Genomic DNA, 18,607 nt, shown 5'->3' with positions numbered 1-18,607 from the left:
ATGGTGCTGTGGGCGATGATCATCCTCATGGGACGACGACTCGCACGATCCTCATCTCCCAATCGACCTGACGACCAGTTTGTACACGGGCACTTAACCGCGCGCTTAATGCCGGATATCGAATTGCACCTGAATAAAGGATTCGATCGTATTTCCCGCACAGTGCCCTCCCGCTCCCGGGGCGAGCACGGTCAGGGATGCCTCGGCCGCCGGGTGGCCCCGCCTGGCCGGGCCAGACCAGGCCTCTGACCTGCGGCGATGCGCCGCACCGGCCGCCGCTGAAATGAGTCGCCCGAACCGGACTTTTCGGATGTGATACGTTAAACACGTCTTTTCTACCATTTTTCGGCATAAGCCGTGACAGAAAGGCGGAATGTGCGAGCCGACGATCAGATCACTGACCGGAAGCTGATGAAAGCCGACTTCAACGACATCTACAATCGCCCAGACCCCCGCGCGTATTACGATCGCCTCGGAAGTCTCGATTACGCCGTCCCCCACCATGGACAGCGCGTTTTCCGCAAGGTGCTCGACGCCCTCGACGTCGACACCCCGACCGTCGTCGACCTGTGCTGTTCCTACGGCGTGAACGCGGCGCTGCTGAAATGCGACCTCACGCTCGACGGCCTCTACGACCACTACGGCACCGAACGGGTGGCCGCTCTGGAGAGCGAAGAGCTGGCCGACGAGGACCGAGCCTTCTACGAGAGCCGCAGGCGGCGCACCCCTCCCCGGGTGATCGGAGTGGACACCGCCGCGTCAGCCGTCGAGTACGCCGTACAGGTCGGCCTGCTGGACACCGGCGCGGTCGAGAACATGGAACGCGACGACCCGTCACCCGAACTGGCGGCGGCCCTGAGCGAGGCCGACCTGATCACGGTCACCGGCGGGATCGGCTACATCACCGACCGGTCGATCGGCCGGCTGCTCGACTGCACATCCTCCGACCACCGCCCCTGGTTCGCGGCCCTGTGCCTGCGGACGGTGGACTTCACGCCCGTGGCCGACATGCTGGCCCGCCACGGGCTCGTCACGGAACAACTGGAGAACACCACCTTCCCGCAGCGGAGATTCGCCGACGACAGCGAACGCGACTTCGCGCTGCAGAGCCTGGCCGAGCAGGGTCTCGACCCCACGGGCAAGGAAGGCGAGGGTGAATATCACGTCAACGTGTTCCTCTCCCGTCCGAGCGAGGACGTCGCCACCGCCCCGATCGGCACCCTCCTCGACAGCATGACCCCCACCCCGTCCGCGAACCACCTGTCCGGCTGAGCCCGCCATCCGGAGGCCGGCGCTCAACGCCCCGGCCTCCGGCCATCCGCGCTGTCTGGACGCTGCGAAGATGACAGTGGGGCCTGCTCCCGACCTGAGCACTGTCACTTCGATGGGTGTCGAAATATCGGCACTCGCGTCATCGAAGTTGGCAGTACCCGGTCGAAGATCGCGTCTCCTTGAGGGAAGGCTATGACTCCGAAGTTCGTGGTTGTTCTGGCCCAGGGTTGCTGACGGAGGCTTCGGGGAGTCGGACGCCGTGTGCTTGAAGCCGGGAGAGAATCAGCTCTCGGAGTTCGCGTTCTTGGGCAGCGGCTTCGTGACGCCCGGTGTGATTGGCGGCTGCGGCCCAGCGTTCGAGGACGTCGATGGCGAGATGCCATTGGGCGATCGTGAGTTTGGGTTTCACGATCTCGTCCGGTAGCGGCCACGAACCGGAGCCGGGAATGCCGGGTGTCCAGTGTGCGATCTGATCCCAACTGGCCATGCGGATGCTGCGCGCAAGATCCGCTCGCTGGCGATCGCCGTTCACTGTCTCGACGCTGGCGTCATTGTCCATGCAGGCGTCGATGAGGCCCCACTGGCGGAGAGGCATCGCGATGATCAGGCCGACACTCATGCCGGGCATGGTGCCGAGATCGTGAAGGGTAGTCAAGGCAGATCAGAAGGAGGCGCCGGGTATGGCTGCGCCCAGGATGGGGCGGTGAAGGTGTTGTGGGCTCACCATGACGCCGGTGATGCGGCTGGCCAGTGCCAGAGCCGCCGGGATGGGGTTGTCGATGTGGTCGCCGGCGGCCGGATCGATGCCCAGCTCACGGAGGTGACGATTGAGCCGGTCGGGATCCGCGCCTTGCCTGTCGATGGGAAACCTTGGGTTGATGTCGGTGATGAGCCGGCCGTCGACGGCATAGGTGACCTGATGCTGGGCGTAGTCATGCCGGTGCACCGCCACGGCCTCGCCGCCGTCGCGTGACAAGGCGCCCAAGACCTCCTGTTGCAGGCTGCGCCAGCCGCAGTCCTCAATCGCGATGGTCCACTCCCCAATGCGCACCACGGTGATGATCCAAGATCCTTCCGGATAGGTGTGCTCCGCATCGTCGATCATCCGGATGTTCTCGTCCGCGGCGCCGAGTCGGCGCAGCACCTCGAGCTCGTCATGCCCGCGGACGAAGACGATCGTGTAGATGTCCCTGAGTGGGCTGTCCTCCTGCCACTCGTAATACTCCGGCGACGCGCCGGGGGTTCTCGCGGTGGCGCGGACCATCTCGAACGTGCGTGCCTGCTCGAGGATCTCGGGATGGGCGGCGAAGAAGGCCTCGGTGATTTCTGGAGCCTCCGGGCCACGCTCACTGACCGGGTAGCCGTTCGCTCTCGCCCAGTCCCGGATCTGAGTGCGGCCGAGCTTGGGGGACCGATAGGTGACGAGGAGGGGAGTGAAGTCGGCATCGGACATGATCAGAAACTACCGATAGGTTTGATGCGATCCCGGATCAACGCAGCGGGCCGGACGTCGAACAGCCACCCCGACCCGTCTCGCAGCACCGCCAGGAAGTCGGGGACATGCTCGCGGAAGCCGTCGCCGGCTTCGAACCGCAACCGGAACGGCTGCGGCAGCACCTCGGCCACGGAGCCGGCGAAGTCCAACGCCAGCAGCAGTCGCTGCTCCTCCAGCGACTCAAACCCATGCAAGCGGCCCGTCGACACCGTCGACACCATGAACTCCAGCCCCGGCCGGTGGCGCTGGCTCGCCCGCCAGGAGAACCGGCGAACCGGTACGCACTCCAGCACGGGCACCGCCGCGAGATCTTGAGCAGGGCAGACCAGCTCTCCCGCCGATGTCCGCCACGTCGCGCTCCATCGCCGGGGGCCACTGCGACCCCAGCGCCAGCGACCCCAGTGATCGCTCGCAGGCGGTATGAGCAGAGAACAGCTCTTCTAAGCCACAGGTCTCCGACCGGACCGGTAAGTCGCCAACCGTCACCACTCAACCACAGCACCCAGGACCAGCTGTGCCACCTGTTTCCGCAAAGAACACGGGCCTGTGAGGCGCTCCGTCCCTCCTGACGGGATGCGGGGTTGCGCCCCCAGCCATAGATGGCGGCTGAAGGGAGGTTGAACTCGCGATTCTCCGGAGTGACCAGCTTCAGTTGGCGCAAATCCCCAGGTTTACTTGGCGGATTCGTACCTGATCACGGATCGCGGCCAGACAGGGAGATGTGTTGATCTCGGACTACCAGCAACGGTTGCGCCAGCACCTTCTAGCTGCTCCCATCCTCCAGGCCCCAGCGCCCTGGCAACCAGTGCTGGACAACACAACACCCATCGGCGGCCTGCTGGGCATCGGCTTCGCCGTCCATCCAGAGAGCCGACGCGATCTGGTCATGGTCGTCTCCAACGACGGCCATGGACTCTTCGACGCGATCACCGGCGAGAAGATCGCCCGAAACCGTGATCCCGACCCTGACACGTGCACACCCGACGCCTCCCCAGACCTCACCTGCCCCGGTCTAGGGCCGATCGCAGGCACCCGCGTGCACATCGCCGGCCTCTTCGGTGGCGGCCTCCACAGCACCACCCCGGACGGATGGGCCCTCGACGTCGTCAGCCCCGACTGGCCCAACGACCGCGTCTTGCTTTCTGCGAACGGTGACATCTACAAGGACCCGCCGGGAGAAGGCTGGTGGCACATCTTCCACTCCAACTACTCCACCTTCCGCGCCGCCGGATTCTCCCCCTCGGGCCTCACCCTCGCCGTCGCTACCAGCAGCGACCTCACCCTCTGGACTCGGCCAACCCCCGGCTTCCGGACGTGAACACGAAGCCTGGCCTCACCCGATCGTCCTCGGCACCAGGCTCCCGCCAACAACAGACGGGAACCGCCATCTATAGATGGGGGTCACGGGGGTGGCCAACTACCGCTCTCAGATTGGCAACCTGCTGCTCGCACTGGCCATCTATCGCTCACACACTCACCCGAGCCGAACCTCCTGCCGTACATGCCGCTACTGCCAGCTTCTGAGGCTGTGAGCGCTAGGTGGCCAGTTTGAGGGCTAGATGGCCACTCTGGGAGCGGACTCTCGCTGAGTCCTGAGCCAAAGCAGGCTAGTTGTCACAAAGGCAGGCTTCTTGTCACCATGCGACCTCCAGTTATAGATGGCGGTTCCCAGCTGTTGTTGGCAGCTGTGTGGGCGGGGGTCAGTGAGGGCCGTTGTCGATTGTCCTGGCGAGCGAAGCAGCGAGCGTGTTGAGCTCGGTCTTGAAGCTGGTGCAGCAGGGGAGGGGACGGTCGCTCTGCATCAGGGACCAGATCGTGTTTCGCCGGAGCTTCTATGCCTGCTGGATTTTGGGGGCTGGGCGGTCGCGATGGGTCTGGGGGCGAAGTGGTGCTCGCCGGAGATGAGCTGGACCTACCGGAAAACTGGTTGCCCGCGGCTCTCGCCGTGATCATCCTGGTCTGATGGACTTCACAGAAACGGCTCAGGCGTGGCGTGAAGACGGCTTCGTGATCCTCCCTGGCTTCATCCCGCCCGACGAGTTGAAGCCCGCGGCGAGTGAACTGGACCTGCTCTTCCCATCCGCTGAGGGCTTCCATGGCGCAACCGATCCGCGGCGTGAGCGTTTCATCGGTGACCAGTTCGCTGGGATTGACTACTTCCCGTTTGCCAGCACGGAGATCAGCCTGCTGGCTGTGAACCACCGGCTCCTGGCGCTCGCCGAGACGCTTCTGGAGGACGAAGGTTTCCAGATCTATGGGGCGGAGGCTTGGGCGAAGTACGCCGGCGCTAGCGACTACGACCAGGACCTGCACCGCGACTACCTGGGCCACACCCTCCTGGTGCCCAGCACGGTGCCCGGCTTCCGCCAGTTGGAGATGTTCGTGTACCTGGCGGACGTGCCCGAGGAGTTCGGCCCTGCGCATCTTGTCTCTCGGAAACACACGGCCGAGCTCCCCGCCGTGCCCGACAGATATTTGCGGCCCGGTCTCGAAAGCAAGAGCCGCTTCCAGGACGGCACCGGAAGCCCACGCCTATACGGAGCTGAGGTATCTGCAGCCGGCCCCGCCGGGACCGTCGTCGCTTTCGAAATCGGCACCGTCCATCGCGGAACTGCCATGACCGCAGCGCGCGGCGCCCGTTTCACCATGCACTTGAACTTCCGTCCCCCCGGTGTCCACTGGGGTCAGCGCCGGGGCTGGGCCTACGCCGCCGTACAGGAGGATTGGTGCAAGTTCGTCGAGCGGGCTAGCCCGCGCCAGCTCCAGACATTCGGGTTCCCCCCGCCTGGACACCCTTACTGGACACCAGAGACGCTGGCCGGGATAGCACTGCGCTATCCGGGGCTCGACCTCACGCCTTGGCGCGAGCCTCGCTGACCCCTCTCCGCAGTCCGTGATCTTGGTGGAACGGGGACGGTGCGAGCAGCTTCGTGAAACGGATCAAAGCTCTGCGCGAAGCCGCGGCCTCACCCAAACCGAGCTGGCCAAGCGAACTGGCATCGACCGCCTACTACGCCGAGTTCGAAACCGCTCACCGCAGCGTCTCCATCGACCGGATCTGCGCCATGGCCGATGCCCTCAGCGCCCCACACCAGGTATTCATCGAAACCGCCGCCGAGTCCCGCGGCCAGTGGGACCACCCTGACCATCAGGATCATGTACGTAGCCGCCAAGAAAATCTGGGAACTCCCGCCAACAAAACCTGGGAATCCGTGCCACTCCGCATGTTGGCCCCTCCCCCAGCCGCCATCTATAGCTGGGTGGTCGCAGTGGCCAACTACCGCTCTCAAAGTGGCCAGCTACTGCTCACACTGGCCATCTATCGCTCACACGCTCAGCTTCGATGACGCGCTTCCATGTCCGCTTCCAGTTGCTGTGACGGACTGTCGTCTTCAAGGCCGCCAGACACGCGCGACCGGACTGGTCCACCGGATCGACGTCGTACGCACCCCGGACAAACTGCGATGACCTGGGCTCAGGCGGCCGGCCGCATCCTGGTGTAGAAGAGCAGCGCGATCCCGCCCAGGATCGCCACCAGCCCCAGAACGGACAATCCGAGCGTGTACGTTCCGGTGGCCGCGAGCAGGGCGCCGACGAGAGCCCCGGCGACGATGCCGCCCCCACCGGCCCCGAAGCCGTTGATGATCCCCGTGGCGGGACCCACCACGTGAGCGGGCAGATCGGTGACCGCGATCGCCCAGATGTTGGGCGTGTACGAGGCGGTGAAGTACCCCAGCCCGAGGCAGATCAGCGTGAACTGCAGCACGGGCGAGCCGGTGAGCGCGACGCACGCGAGCAGGACACCGCCGACGACGAGCCCCGAGATCGCGATGGGCCCGCGCCGCCCCGTGCGGTCGCCGAGGATCATCATCGGCACCGTGAGCAGCAGGGACACGAGGTACGGGGCCGCGGCCAGCAGGCCGTTGACGCTCGAAGCGAACCCGAAGGTCGGCACGATCAGCGGGATGAACAGCGTGATACCCCAGAAGAGCATGCCGTTGGCGAAGTAGCTGAACACGAGCAGCACGAAGCGCCAGCCACCGAAGGCCGCGAAGGTGAGCCGCGTCCGCGCTGGGTCCCGGTCGTCCGCGGCGCGGGCGGTGGTGGTGCCCGGCGCGGTCGGCAGGAAACGCGTGTACAGGGGGAGGACGACGACGAGCCCGATCGCGCCGAGCGCCCAGAACATCGGCCGCCACCCGAACGACGCCTCGATCGGGGTCAGGAGGAAGAACCCGAGCGCCAGAGCCAGGTACTGGCCGTAGTACTGGATCATCGCGCTGGCCCGGGTCATCTCACGCTCGTCGAACCACGCCTTGGCCATCCTGAACTGCTGCGGCCAGTACACCCCCTCGAACACCCCGACGCCGACCCGCAGCGCGACGAGGACGGGGACCGAATTGGCGAAGCCGATGAGGAACGTGCACAGCGAGTAGCCCGCGACCGTGACGAGCAGGATCCACTTGGCGTCGACGCGGGCGGTGAGGAAGCCGCCGAGGAAGTTCGAGATCAGATACCCGACGAGGAACGCGGTCAGCGCGAGACTCGACGTGGCGGCGAACTCCTCTCCGGAGAAGCCCAGGTCGGTGCCTATGTTCTTGATCCCGATCGAGAGGTTCGACCGGTCGAGGTAGGCGACGAACAGGCCGACGAGCAGCAGTCCGCTGATGCGCAGCCATTTGTGCGAGAGGGTTGGGACGGTGTGCGAGTCCGATGGCACGGGTCTTCCTTTGAACTAGGTGAGGTCGGTCAGGCTCGGTACGCCTCGATCACCGACCGGTCGATCTCGATGCCGAGGCCCGGACCCCGGGGCACGGACATCACCGGCCCGATGCCCAGGTCCGACAGGGTCTGGCGGAATGAGTTGGGCGCCTGGTCGAGTTCGATGACCGGGGCCGCGCGGCTGAGCGAGGGGGTCACGACCGGCAGCGCGGCGGCCAGGTGCAGCCCGGCGGCCACCGTGATCGCCGACCCCCAGACGTGGGGGAGCGTGGGAATGCCGTGGACGCTCGCCATGCCCGCGATCAGCAACGTCTCGCGCAGCCCGCCGCAGGCCGTCGCATCGGGCTGCAGCACGTCCACGGCCCGCGACTCGATCAGCTCCGCGAACCCCCAGCGGGTGAACGACGACTCACCGCCCGCGATGGGCACCGCCGTGGACGCCCTCAGCTCCCGGTACCCGGCCAGGTCCTCGGGGATGACCGGCTCCTCGAAGAACCACAGCGCGTCGGGCTCGGTCTCGCGGGCGAACACCAGGGCCTCCGAGGTCGTGTAACCGCGGTTGGCGTCGGCGGCCAGAAGGATGTCGGGGCCGAGCGCCGCGCGTACCCGATGCACCCGCTCGACGTCGGTACGCAGGTCGGCGCCGACCTTCATCTTGACGTGCCGATACCCCCGCGCCAGCAGATCCCGCGCCTCCGCCTCAAGGTCGCCCGCCCAGTCGCCGCCGTAGTAGAAGGCGGAGGCGTACGCGTCGAACGCGTCGGGCGCCCGCCCGCCGAGCAGCCGGTAGACCGGCTGGCCCAGCGCCTTGCCGACCACGTCCCACAGGGCGATCTCGACACCCGAGATCGCGGCGATCGGCACACCCGCGCGCCCCCACTCGCGGCTGCGGTTGTACATCGACTCCCACAGGGACACGTGCTCGAACGGATCCGCCCCCACCAGCAGCGGCCCGAACACCGACTCGATCAGCGCCCGGCTCCCCTCGGCCGGCCCGAAACACTCGCCCCACCCGGTGACGCCCTCATCGGTCACGACCTCGACCAGGCAACTGCTCCGCGTCTCCCAGTACCACTGCGACATGCCGAACGGCGTCTGCAACTTCTCCGTGACGACGTGCGTACGAACCTCAACGATCTTCATTTCCCGCCCCTTCCCGGCGCGGCGACGGACCCGCGCCGGACCAGAACCCCCGGCACCACCCGCGGCCCGGGCTCCACGCTCTTCCCCGAGGCCATGTCGAGCAGCAACTGCCCCGCGAGCGCGCCCATCTCCTCCACCGGCTGATCGATCACGGAGATGGCCGGCCGATGCAGCGTCATCCATCCGGCATCCGTGAACCCGATCACCGACACATCCTCAGGACACCGCAGCCCGGAGGTGAGCACGGCACTGACGATCCCCTCCGTGACGAGCGCGTTGAACCCCACCACCCCGGTGACCTCGGCATCCAGCACCTCCCCGGCGGCGACCTCCGCGCCGGCCCGCGTCCCATCGGTGTGGCGCACGAGCCCACGACACCGGGGGTGCCGCGCGACAGCCGCCAGGAACCCCTCCTCACGGGCGCGCGTCGTGGACGCCTCCCGAGGTCCGAGGATCATGGCGATTTCGCTGTGCCCGTACGCGACCAGCTCCTCCACCGCGGACCCGACGGCCTCCCGCTCATTGGTCACCACAGCCGGAACATGAACCCCTTCGAGCACCCGGCTGACACTGACGACATGCCCGAACGCCTGCAGGTCACCATCACTCAGAGAACTGCCGACGGACGGCACGACAACGAGCCCCGTCGGCCGATACGACCGCAACAGCTCAAGCTGACGCCGCTCAACCAGCGCGTCGTCATCACAGTTCATCAACATCAGCGAGAACCCGCTCCCGGCCAGCCGCCGCTCGATGGCGCGATGCAGCCGCGCGTAGAAGGGGTTGCCGATATCGGCCACCAACACCCCCACCATCGGCGTACGCGACGCCCGCAGACTCCTCCCGACCGCGTTCGGCCGGTATCCCTGCGCCTCGATCACAGCGAGAACGGTGGCCCGCGTCTTCTCACTGACCTGCCCGGTCCCATTGAGCACCCGGGACACGGTCTGAGCACTCACACCGGCGGCCCGCGCCACGGTGTAAATCGTCGCCCTCGCCTCTGCCACTGTCCGACTACTCTCCGCGCTGTTATCGATAACTGTCAACAAAACGGCAGGTTACCGCCTCACGCCCGAACCCGACAAGCCCGCGCCAGGGGTTGGGCTGTGTTGGACGGGGCTCGCGGCTCTGCTCCCGAGCGAGAGGGCTTTCCCTGTCACAGGTCGTGTTCACAGGTCGGCTTGGTCATGAATTCGCCGGTGCCCGACCTCGGGAGTGCCCATTTTCCTAGGACACGCCCATGTCAGAACTGCCCGAAAACGCGGGCGCGTCGCGGAGATCGCCGTATCGTGCCAGGTAGAGGGCCTTCTCCTACTGAATCCACCGAGGACGGCGCTCCCTGCGCATCGCGCGCATGGAGCCTGCTTCTGGATGGGTTCTTTGTCGGAAGGAGTTGGTTCGTATGGACTCGCAACGCGTGCTCCTCATCGCGCTCGCGATAGTCGCCTCCACCAGCATCGCGACCGCTCTCATGCTGGCCGACGGCTCCACGTGGCCCGCGGCGCTTCTGACCGGCCTCGCCGCCGGCGGTGCGGTTCTGTGGGGGCTGCTCGGCTGGTTCGGCCACCACCCGTAGACGCTGGTCTCCCATCCAGGCCTTCCCGATCGTCACCCGAGCACGGTTTGGTGCGCAGCGAACAGCTCGTCAGGAAGCCGACGGGCTGTTCACAGCCATCGCATCGTTCGATGCTCGCCATCCAGCCGTGGCGAGCCAATTCGACGAGGGCGGCGCTCCCGCCGCCATCGCCGTCTCGGAAGTCGTCGCCGCTAACGGTTTCCGCTGCCTTGACCTCTACGCCGACCGCGAAGTTCTCGAGCAGGGGGCCGACAGGAGCGGTGACGTCTTGACGCGTTCGATGGACATGCCGATGAGCGGGCCGCCGAGGCCGCTGTCCGCGACGATGAGCTTGGGCGTCGAGACCGCACGGCGGGTGAGATCCGATAGACAGTCGTCCAAGCCAACCGTCCGACAGCCGGGGAGGATTCAGTGCGAATCTTGTGGGGCTGCTTAGCCGCGGCCGTGATTGCCCCGCTGGTCGGGCTGTTCCTACTGATCATGATCCCGGAGTGGCGGGACAACGCCCGGCTTGAAGCCTTCTACGAACGCGTTCTCGACTACCCGCTCCCGCCGAACACCCAAGACGCCTTCCCGGGGGATCGCGATGTGACCTTTGGGAAGAACTTGGCCATGGGGAGCGGATCTTACTGCGATTACCGCGTCCGGCTCACACTGCGGACGGCACTGACCCCGCAGGAGATCCACCGCCACTATGACGACGCGTTCATCGCTGGAGCCGAGACGAGAGCGATGATCACTCTGCACTTCGCAGACGAAGGGCCGGCTGGGGGTCACCGAGTGATCGTCGAGGTATACGACTCGCATGACTGGGACGGGGATTGGCGCTGCTATTAGCGCACGGCGGGACCGCCAGGCTCTGGTGGCGCTATGCGATCGGATACGCGTCCAAGGCCGATGCGTTCTCGGCTGCTGAGACCTGACATGCCACAGCGGTGCTCAGCGGTCCGGACGACGGCATGCAGCGTGCGGCTACGATCACGCTTCGTGACCGTAACCTTCCTCAAGGATTTCTTCCACTCGTTGCGAGGCGTCGCTCCGACCCGCTTGGAAGGCTCCGAAGAGGGTTGGCAAACCATCGGGGCCGACTTCCGGGTTCCTCGGTGGAGGAGGATCAGACCAGCCGGAGGAGTCGCGCACGCTCGATCCCGGGCGCGCAGGTATGAGACCGTGAGCCCATGACGGCCCGACCAGCCCGCGCCGAGATCGAAGCGCGATTCGTGGGTCTTCTCTACGGCGCCACGACCCGGGACGAAGTCGATCGGCGGGCGGCGCAATGGGTGTGTGCCGAAGTCGGCGAGGTGGACGATGACCTTGTGTGGTGGGCGCTGGAACGCCTCTATGGCATCGACCTGCGTACCGACGCCGAAGGCGAGTACCTCCATGACGACGATCAGATTGCCGGCTGGCTCAGCGAATTCCGTAGGCAGGCCAAGATGAACGCCACCGGCGAGGGCATTCAAGCCCCAGAGTGATCGCCACAGTGCGCTACCGAACGCTCGCCGTCTTCAGGCGTTCCAGTCGCCGACCGTGCGGTCTCGCTACGATCCGCGAGTGCGCCGACGTACCAGGACGATCAGAATCATCTGGATGACAAGTAGCACCAGCGCGATCACTCCCGATATGGCGGTCATCTCTTCCTCTGAAAACCCGCCCGCACATTCCGTTATGTTGCCGCCCTCATCCAAAAAGGCGCAGTCGCGGCCAAGGATCATGACAACGATGAACCAGTTGGCAAGCAGAAGGGGGGCCGCGCCCAGGACAAGGAGCAGTGGGATGTGGTTCATCCTCCCACTCGCCGGGTTCACCTTCACCGGAACAGGTTCGAGACGTCTGCCTGTATCGGAATCACGACTCACTCCGAACACATAAACATGGGCAAGCGATCACGACAAGGCCTCGCCACGAGCGATCCGGCTTCCCGAAATCGTCGCGCTCAGCGCACCAGCCCCGGCACCACGTTCAACCCGTTCCGAGTGACGCGTTCGTATGGAGAAGCGCTCCTGAACGATAATGCTCTGTTGGTGAAGGGGAGTGGGATGTGGGTCATGCACGCGGGAAACGACACTGTGCGAAACCCCGGCGGCGACACCATACTCAGGACCGTCGAGGCCGCCGTCAGCCGTGCCCAAGGTGAGATCTGGCTTGAGCACCCGGGCGGACCCATCTTGGGCATCGTGCTCGGCCGGACACGCGCCATGGTTCTGCGCGTGGCGGAATCGGGCGACCCCGGCTACCACGCCGTGGATCCCGCCGCTCCACCGGCGCCGTCCGATGTCTACACCCTGGGAAACGGCCAAGCCGACGAGTACGACGACCGCGACACAGTCGAAGCACACCAGGTCGTACCGATCGTGAGCCACTTCCTCCTCACGGGAGAGCACTGGCCCGGCGTCACCTGGCACAACGACGGGGAAGAGGTTTAGGCACAACCTTGGGCAAGGAACACGCCTCCGGACGGACCACGGAGACGTCTCGGATATCACCTCGGTGACCCGCGCCCCGTAAGGCTGCGATGGGGCCCTCCTGGCTAGCCTGCGTCCGATACTCGGCGTTGGACCTCGTCCGCCAGGCGGTCCAGTGACCGATCCAGCAGTTCGCGTACCTCGTCGGCGCGTGCTCCCGACTCCTTCTCGTCCAGGAGGCTGATGTGGACGGTCACCTCGCTTGTTCCGCCGGCGGAGTCGGATACCTGTAGCCAGCCCGAATAGTCAGGATGGTCGCGGCCGCCCCACTCCACCCGGAGTTGGTCTTCTGTGGCGCGGAAGAGGCCCTCGTGTTTGCCGGTTCCCGGCACCAGTGAGCCGTCGGCCTCGAGTGTGCCGGGGCCCGTGTCGTGGACCGACAGGCCCTGTGGCAGCCAGCGGTCCATGATTTCCAGGTCGGACGCGACGCCGAAAACCACCATGCTCTCCGCCGGCATGCCCCGCGTCGCCTCGAACTCCGCCATACCGCCCCCCCGGGTTCCAATGCCAGCGCAGTACCCCTGTGATCTGCTCGCAAACAGCGGTCGTGTTGTCGGTGTCTGCCGCTACGGTTGCATGGGTGGTAATCGTGCGGCGAGGGGAGCGGGGCGATGGCGGAGCCGCCACGGGTGCCGCCGGAGATGTTCCGGTTCACCACCACCGAGCGGGCAGACCTGCACACCGCGGTGCTCTACGCCTTCGGCGAGGCCAACGAGCGGCTGGAGACGGCGCTGACGGTCGAGGAGGTGCGCGAGCGGCTGCGTACGGTGGGGTGGTACGCGCCGGTGGGCGAGCAGGAGCTGGCCGGCACGCTGAAGCAGCTGGCCGGGTGGGGGCTGCTCGACGTGATCTTCAATCACGCGGGGAGCTTCGCGACGGCGGAGGAGTACGAACGTAAGAACCTGCAGTATTCGCTGACCAAGCGGGGTGAGGCGGCGTTCGCCGGGGTGCAGCATGCCATGGCGATGCTCGCGTCGGCTGGAGCGTTGCAAACGGCCGTGCTGGATGCGATCGCCGACCGGCTGGGGGAGCTGGAGGGGTTGTTGCGCGACCCCGATCCGGGGCGTAATCGGCGCATCTTCAGCAGTTTGCAGGAGTTGGAGGGGCATCTCGACGGGCTGCGTAACAACACCAAGCAGTTCAACGGGGAGCTGCAGCGGTTGTTGCGGGTCGAGGGGACGGATCTGGCGACGTTCCACGAGGTCAAGGCCGCCACGGTGGCTTACCTGCAGGAGTTCGTGACCAATCTGGAGCAGCGGGGTGACACCATCGCGGCTGCTCTGCGGGCGGTGGCACGGCATGGGGTCAGCGTGTTGCACGCCCGGGCGCTGGACGGGGGCGATCTGCCGAAGGTGCCCGGGGTCGATCACGCCACCCCGTGGCTGGCGGTCCGGGCCGCTCGGTGGGAGGGGTTGTGTTCGTGGTTCGCGCCGGATGAGGGGTTCGGTGACGTATCCGGTGCCGCTCTGGATGCCAGTGCCAGTGCCAGTACCGGTGTCGGTCGCGGTGCTGGTGCTGGTGCTGGTGGGGGTGCGCAGCCGCGGGTGCGACAGTTGCATGATGTGGCGCGGCGGGCCATCGTGTCGTTGTTGCAGGTGCTCGACCGGATCACCGACTCGCGCCGCCGGTCCTCCAGCGCCGCTGCCGACTTCCGTACGCTGGCCCGCTGGTTCGCCACCGCGCCCGCCGAGGATGACGCGCACCGGCTGTGGGAGGCGGCCTTCGGGCTCGGTTCCGCCAGGCACGCGCACCTCGGGCACACCGATGCCGAGCTGATCCCGGCCGGGGTGCCGTGGGCCGAGGCCGAGCCGGTGGAAGTGTCGGCGCTGCTGCGCTCGCGCGGGCGTACGGAGCGGATGGGGCGCACCGGCAAGGTGCGCGACGTGGCGGCACTGCGGGCCGAGCGGCGGGCTCGCGCTGAGAAGGAGCGGGCCGAACTGGAGGCCGCCTGGGCGGCGCTGGCCACGACCGGGGCGATGCGGTTGTCGCAGCTTGGGGAGCTCGATCACGACACGTTCGGACGACTGCTCGACCTGCTCGGGCGGGCTTTGGCCGAGCGTCCCGATTCGACCGGGTTCCGGCGGGCTGTCACCTCGGACGGGAGGGTGGAGATCGTGTTGCGGGCGCCGGATGACGGGGCGGTGGCTGTGTTGCGTACGCCGGAGGGGTGGTTCCGGGGGCCTGACTATCTGATCGACGTGCGTTCGCTGGGCGAGGTCCTTGGGACGGATCTGCGTTCGGTCAGTGAAGGGCACGGTGCCGCGGAGCGTTCAGGGGGCGATGGTCGTGACGGTGATGGGCGGGCGGCCGGCGCATGAGCAGTCTGGCCAATCAGCTCGTCAGGGCCGAGAAGGAGGAGATCGCCCGCGCGATCAGGACTCTGCTCGGCCGGCCCCTCGTGTCGCTGCACGATGATCCCGCCGCTTTCGATCTGATCAGGAAGCGGCGGCAGCCGTTGATTCAGTGGTTCGACTACTTCTGTGGCTGGCGGCTGGTCGTGGAGCCGCGTCAGGGGTATGCCCGGCTGGTCAAGGTCGGGTCCGAGCCTGGCGCTTCCCGGCCCGCGCGCCGTCGCCGTACCACCAGGGCGCCGTTCGATCGGCGTCGCTACACGTTGCTGTGCCTGTGCGCGGCCGAGCTGCTCACCTCGCCGGTCACCACGATCGGGATGCTGGCTCAGCGGGTGGTTCAGGCGGCGGCGGTGGAGGCGGACGTGCCCGCGTTCGATCCGGTACGGAGTGATGAGCGGGCGGCCTTCGTGGACGCGGTCAAGCTGCTGGAGCACTACGGGGCGGTGACGGCGATGGATGGGGCGACCGATTCCTATCTGGATGACGAGGATGCCAAGGTGCTCTACCGGGTGGACACGACTCGGGTGATCCGGCTGCTGGCCGCGCCGGTGCCACCCTCCAGGGTCGCCGCCGACGTACAGAGCGCCGAAGATCCTGAAGGAGACGCGGAAGGCATTGGAGATCCTGAGGGCGACATGCGGGGGAGCTCGGGGGTGTTGCGGGCGCTCACCGTCGAGGCGCGGTACGGCGGCGACGAGCCGACCGAGACCCAGCGCAACCTGCAGGCCCGCCACTCCCTCATCCGCCGCCTCCTCGACGACCCCGTCGTCTACCGTGACGAGCTCACCCCCGCCCAGTCCGCGTACGCCGCCTCCCTCACCGGCCGCCAGATCCTGCGCCGGGCGGCAGAAGAGGCCGGGTTCGTGCTGGAGGAGCGGGCCGAGGGGTTCCTGCTGATCGACGGTGACGCCGTCGCGACCGACACCAAGTTCCCCGACGACGGGAGCCACGCCAAGGTCGCCGCCCTGCTCATGCTCGACCTGCTCGTCACCTCGGGGCCCGTCACCGTCGCGCGGCTCGACACCGAGGCGGCCGGGTTGTTGCGGCGGTTCCCGCAGTGGGCGAAGGCGTACCAGTCCGATGGGGGCGGGCCGCGGCTGGCCGCCGACGCGCTGGAGGTGCTCACGTTGTTCGGGCTGGCCCGCCGTTCGGGAGACCGGGTCACCGCCCTGCCCGCCGCGGCCAGGTATCGGGTGGATCGCGGTGTGGCCGTACAGGAGGATTCATGACAGTCATCGAGCTCGCCCCGCAGCGCCCCGCGCACGGAGTGGACCCTCGCTGGACTCCCGTGCGCGCCGGGATCCTCAACGTGTGGCGGTACTACGACGAGGTGTTCGAGTTCCACCGGGGGCGGCTGCTGCTGCGCGGGCCGAACGGCAGCGGCAAGTCCAAGGTGCTGGAGCTGCTGCTGCCGTACGTGCTGGATGCCAGTCTCAAGCCGAGCAGGCTGTCCACGTTCGGCGGCACCGAGCGCACCATGCACTGGAACCTCATGGGCGACGGCGCCTCCGGAACCACCCGGGTCGGGTACGTCTGGCTGGAGTTCCGGCACGCCGACGGCCGCTGGTTCACCTGCGGGGCGCGGCTGCAGGCCACCATCCACACCAAGAACGTCACCGCCACCTACTTCACGACCGACGCCCGCGTCGACACCGCCGACGGGATCAGTCTCAGCGGGGACGCCGGGCAGCCTCTGACCAAGTCGCAGCTCATCGAGGAGATCGGCGGGTCGGGGAAGGTCCACGAGACAGCCGAGTCATACCGCACCGCCGTGCGGCAGACGCTCTACCGGGCGCTCAACGAGCAGCGCTACGACTCGCTCCTCACCGCGCTGCGCCAGCTGCGCACCCCCAAGCTGTCCGAGCGGCTCGATCCGGGGCTGCTGTCGGAGCTGCTGTCCAGCGCGCTGCCGCCGCTGGGGGAGGGGGAGATCCACGAGATCGCCGAAGGATTCGAGCGGCTGGACCGGCAGCGGGAGGAGTTGCGGCTGCTCGACCGCGACGTGGAGGAGGCCGAGCGGCTCGCGACCCGGCAGCGTGGGTACGCCCAGCGCGTACTGCGAGCCGCCGCCGCGGCCGTGACCTCGGCAGGATACTCCCTGGAGTCCGTGGCCGCTGAGGTCAAGGCCAAGCGCGAAGGGCTCAAGGAGGCCGAGCGGGAGCTGGACGCGGCGACGTTGCGGCTGGGGGAGGAGGAGGCGCAGGAGCTGGCCCTGGCCGCGCAGATCGACGGGCTCAAGGAGAGTGAGGCGTACAAGGCGGGCGGTGATCTGCACCGGCTCAGGACCGAGGCCCAGGCGGCGCATGAGGTGGCGGCTCGGCTGCGGGACCAGGCGGGGGTGGCGGCTCGTGCGGTGTCCGGCAAGCAGGAACTGTCCGCCCAGGCCGCCGTTGGGGCTCGTACGGCGGGGGCGCTCGCGGACCGGGCGCGGACCGAGGCCCGTCACGCGGCCGAACGCGCCGGGCTGCTCACCGTGCATGAAGAGGCGGAACGGGCGGACGGCCCTTCGCGCCATCCGGCCGAGGACGACGATCTTCTCGGGGCAGAAGGTAGCGGTTCGCTGGCGGGGGTGACGGCGGACAGTGATGGGGCTGTGCGGCGGGCGCGGGAGTTGTTGCGGGCCGCCGTCACCAGTCGCACCACCCAGATCAGGCAGGTCAGGGCGGGCGCCGTTCAGCACGACGAGGCGATCAAGCGCCGCACCGCCGCCGAGCACGACCGCGACCAGGCCCGCGACGACCTCGCCACCGCGCAGGAGGCCAACGACCGGGCCGAACGCCGACGGGACGAACGGGCCCGCGACCTGGCCACAGCCCTGGCCGACTGGGCCGGCGGATGCGCGCAGCTCCAGCTCGACCCCGGCGTCCTCGCTGACCTGGCCGACGACTTCGAGCGGGCCGACGAGCTGGTCGGGACCGCCCGTACGATGGCGGCCGTCGAGCTGACCACCCGCGAACAGCACCTGGTGGGACAGCGTAAGGGCCTGGCCGCCGAGCGGACCGAGCTGGCCCAGGAGCGCGAGCGGCTCACCGACCAGGCCGTGCTCGAACCGCCCGCCCCGCACACCCGCGCCGCCGCCGCCAGGCTGGGACGGCCGGGCACGCCGCTGTGGCGGGCCGTGGCGTTCAGGTCCGGGCTCGACCCCGTCGCCCAGGCCGGGGTGGAGGCCGCGCTCGAAGCGTCGGGGCTGCTGGACCTGTGGTTGCGGCCCGACGGCGGGTTCGACCCGGGCGAGCACGACGCCTTCGCCGTGGCCGCGCTGGCCAAGGCCGCGCCCGGCTACAGCCTGGCCCACGTGCTGTTCACCGAGGCCGACTCGCCGGTGCCGGCCGACGCCGTGTTGTCGGGGATCGCGTTCGCGCCCACCGCGATCGGCGTCGACCACCCGGCCGTCATCGGCGCCGACGGCACCTGGCGGCTGGGGCCCGCGGCGGGCCGCTGGGTCAAGCCGGAGCCCTCCTACATCGGCGCCACCGCCCGCGAACGCGCCAGGCGGCGCCGCATCGCCGAACTCGACGACCGGCTCGGCGAGCTGGCCGGTCAGATCGCCGAGTGCGACCACCTGATCGCCGTGGTGGACGGCGAC

At 67.7% G+C, this 18,607-nt stretch carries 19 protein-coding genes; 11 read left to right on the top strand and 8 right to left on the bottom strand.

Features of this window, described 5'->3' with window-relative positions; genetic code table 11:
• Nucleotides 1–525: 525 nt before the first annotated feature.
• Entirely contained in the window at nucleotides 526–1,272 is a 747-nt protein-coding gene (locus ACFPZ3_RS49125) for a class I SAM-dependent methyltransferase (protein ID WP_379521321.1), read from the top strand.
• Between the two features lie 190 nt (nucleotides 1,273–1,462).
• Here the strand turns inward: ACFPZ3_RS49125 and ACFPZ3_RS49120 are convergent, their stop codons facing one another.
• The 3 genes from ACFPZ3_RS49120 to ACFPZ3_RS49110 are packed head-to-tail and all read right to left on the bottom strand — an operon-like array spanning nucleotide 1,463 to nucleotide 3,066.
• Nucleotides 1,463–1,891: a hypothetical protein gene (locus ACFPZ3_RS49120; RefSeq protein WP_379521320.1), complete on the bottom strand. Its 429-nt coding sequence runs from the start codon at nucleotides 1,889–1,891 to the stop codon at nucleotides 1,463–1,465.
• Nucleotides 1,892–1,933: 42 nt separating this feature from the next.
• Nucleotides 1,934–2,725, bottom strand: coding sequence for a DUF6461 domain-containing protein (locus tag ACFPZ3_RS49115; protein WP_379521319.1), 792 nt, complete (start codon nucleotides 2,723–2,725; stop codon nucleotides 1,934–1,936).
• A 2-nt stretch (nucleotides 2,726–2,727) separates the two neighbouring features.
• The gene (locus tag ACFPZ3_RS49110; protein WP_379521318.1) at nucleotides 2,728–3,066 is read right to left on the bottom strand and encodes a hypothetical protein; all 339 of its coding nucleotides are present in this window, start codon (nucleotides 3,064–3,066) and stop codon (nucleotides 2,728–2,730) included.
• A gap of 506 nt (nucleotides 3,067–3,572) precedes the next feature.
• Between ACFPZ3_RS49110 and ACFPZ3_RS49105 the strand changes: the two genes are divergently transcribed.
• The 3 genes from ACFPZ3_RS49105 to ACFPZ3_RS49095 all read left to right on the top strand — a co-directional run bounded on the left by ACFPZ3_RS49105 (nucleotide 3,573) and on the right by ACFPZ3_RS49095 (nucleotide 6,114).
• The gene (locus ACFPZ3_RS49105) at nucleotides 3,573–4,085 is read left to right on the top strand and encodes a hypothetical protein (protein WP_379521317.1); all 513 of its coding nucleotides are present in this window, start codon (nucleotides 3,573–3,575) and stop codon (nucleotides 4,083–4,085) included.
• A 644-nt stretch (nucleotides 4,086–4,729) separates the two neighbouring features.
• Nucleotides 4,730–5,644: a phytanoyl-CoA dioxygenase family protein gene (locus ACFPZ3_RS49100; protein WP_379521316.1), complete on the top strand. Its 915-nt coding sequence runs from the start codon at nucleotides 4,730–4,732 to the stop codon at nucleotides 5,642–5,644.
• A gap of 53 nt (nucleotides 5,645–5,697) precedes the next feature.
• The gene (locus ACFPZ3_RS49095; RefSeq protein ID WP_379521315.1) at nucleotides 5,698–6,114 is read left to right on the top strand and encodes a hypothetical protein; all 417 of its coding nucleotides are present in this window, start codon (nucleotides 5,698–5,700) and stop codon (nucleotides 6,112–6,114) included.
• 128 nt (nucleotides 6,115–6,242) lie between these two features.
• Here the strand turns inward: ACFPZ3_RS49095 and ACFPZ3_RS49090 are convergent, their stop codons facing one another.
• Genes ACFPZ3_RS49090 through ACFPZ3_RS49080 form a run of 3 tightly spaced genes read right to left on the bottom strand, consistent with a single transcriptional unit; the run spans nucleotide 6,243 to nucleotide 9,606 of the window.
• Nucleotides 6,243–7,484, bottom strand: a complete 1,242-nt coding sequence (locus ACFPZ3_RS49090) for an MFS transporter (RefSeq protein WP_379521314.1) — start codon at nucleotides 7,482–7,484, stop codon at nucleotides 6,243–6,245.
• Nucleotides 7,485–7,513: 29 nt separating this feature from the next.
• On the bottom strand, nucleotides 7,514–8,629 hold the full coding sequence (locus ACFPZ3_RS49085) for a mandelate racemase/muconate lactonizing enzyme family protein (protein WP_379521313.1): 1,116 nt from the start codon (nucleotides 8,627–8,629) through the stop codon (nucleotides 7,514–7,516).
• Nucleotides 8,626–9,606, bottom strand: a complete 981-nt coding sequence (locus ACFPZ3_RS49080) for a LacI family DNA-binding transcriptional regulator (RefSeq protein WP_379521312.1) — start codon at nucleotides 9,604–9,606, stop codon at nucleotides 8,626–8,628. Before ACFPZ3_RS49080 ends, ACFPZ3_RS49085 begins: the two co-directional genes overlap by 4 nt.
• Nucleotides 9,607–10,031: 425 nt before the next feature.
• On the opposite strand from ACFPZ3_RS49080, the gene ACFPZ3_RS49075 reads away from it, so the two are divergent.
• The 3 genes from ACFPZ3_RS49075 (at nucleotide 10,032) to ACFPZ3_RS49065 (ending at nucleotide 11,680) form a co-directional block, all read left to right on the top strand.
• Nucleotides 10,032–10,205, top strand: coding sequence for a hypothetical protein (locus ACFPZ3_RS49075; RefSeq protein ID WP_379521311.1), 174 nt, complete (start codon nucleotides 10,032–10,034; stop codon nucleotides 10,203–10,205).
• 411 nt (nucleotides 10,206–10,616) lie between these two features.
• Nucleotides 10,617–11,042 (top strand): hypothetical protein, encoded by a 426-nt coding sequence (locus tag ACFPZ3_RS49070; RefSeq protein ID WP_379521310.1) that lies wholly within the window; start codon nucleotides 10,617–10,619, stop codon nucleotides 11,040–11,042.
• A gap of 341 nt (nucleotides 11,043–11,383) precedes the next feature.
• Nucleotides 11,384–11,680 carry a hypothetical protein gene (locus tag ACFPZ3_RS49065; RefSeq protein ID WP_379521309.1) on the top strand — a complete coding sequence of 99 codons (297 nt, stop codon included), beginning with the start codon at nucleotides 11,384–11,386 and terminating at the stop codon, nucleotides 11,678–11,680.
• A gap of 66 nt (nucleotides 11,681–11,746) precedes the next feature.
• Here ACFPZ3_RS49065 and ACFPZ3_RS49060 read toward each other — a convergent pair whose 3' ends face one another.
• A complete protein-coding gene (locus ACFPZ3_RS49060; RefSeq protein ID WP_379521308.1) occupies nucleotides 11,747–12,019 on the bottom strand; it encodes a hypothetical protein in 273 nt (90 codons plus the stop codon).
• A 225-nt stretch (nucleotides 12,020–12,244) separates the two neighbouring features.
• On the opposite strand from ACFPZ3_RS49060, the gene ACFPZ3_RS49055 reads away from it, so the two are divergent.
• On the top strand, nucleotides 12,245–12,631 hold the full coding sequence (locus ACFPZ3_RS49055) for a hypothetical protein (protein WP_379521307.1): 387 nt from the start codon (nucleotides 12,245–12,247) through the stop codon (nucleotides 12,629–12,631).
• 104 nt (nucleotides 12,632–12,735) lie between these two features.
• Here the strand turns inward: ACFPZ3_RS49055 and ACFPZ3_RS49050 are convergent, their stop codons facing one another.
• Complete coding sequence (locus ACFPZ3_RS49050) at nucleotides 12,736–13,155, bottom strand: SRPBCC family protein (RefSeq protein WP_379521306.1); 420 nt, start codon at nucleotides 13,153–13,155, stop codon at nucleotides 12,736–12,738.
• 126 nt (nucleotides 13,156–13,281) lie between these two features.
• On the opposite strand from ACFPZ3_RS49050, the gene ACFPZ3_RS49045 reads away from it, so the two are divergent.
• The 3 genes from ACFPZ3_RS49045 to ACFPZ3_RS49035 all read left to right on the top strand — a co-directional run.
• Nucleotides 13,282–14,988 (top strand): TIGR02677 family protein, encoded by a 1,707-nt coding sequence (locus ACFPZ3_RS49045; protein WP_379521305.1) that lies wholly within the window; start codon nucleotides 13,282–13,284, stop codon nucleotides 14,986–14,988.
• Entirely contained in the window at nucleotides 14,985–16,250 is a 1,266-nt protein-coding gene (locus ACFPZ3_RS49040; RefSeq protein WP_379521304.1) for a TIGR02678 family protein, read from the top strand. The genes ACFPZ3_RS49045 and ACFPZ3_RS49040 overlap by 4 nt, the downstream gene beginning before the upstream one ends.
• Nucleotides 16,247–18,607: TIGR02680 family protein (locus tag ACFPZ3_RS49035; protein WP_379521303.1), on the top strand; the 2,361-nt coding region annotated here is incomplete at its 3' end. The genes ACFPZ3_RS49040 and ACFPZ3_RS49035, both read left to right, overlap by 4 nt.

This window comes from Nonomuraea insulae, from assembly GCF_042656245.1.
This window is presented reverse-complemented; position numbering and strand designations above follow the sequence as displayed.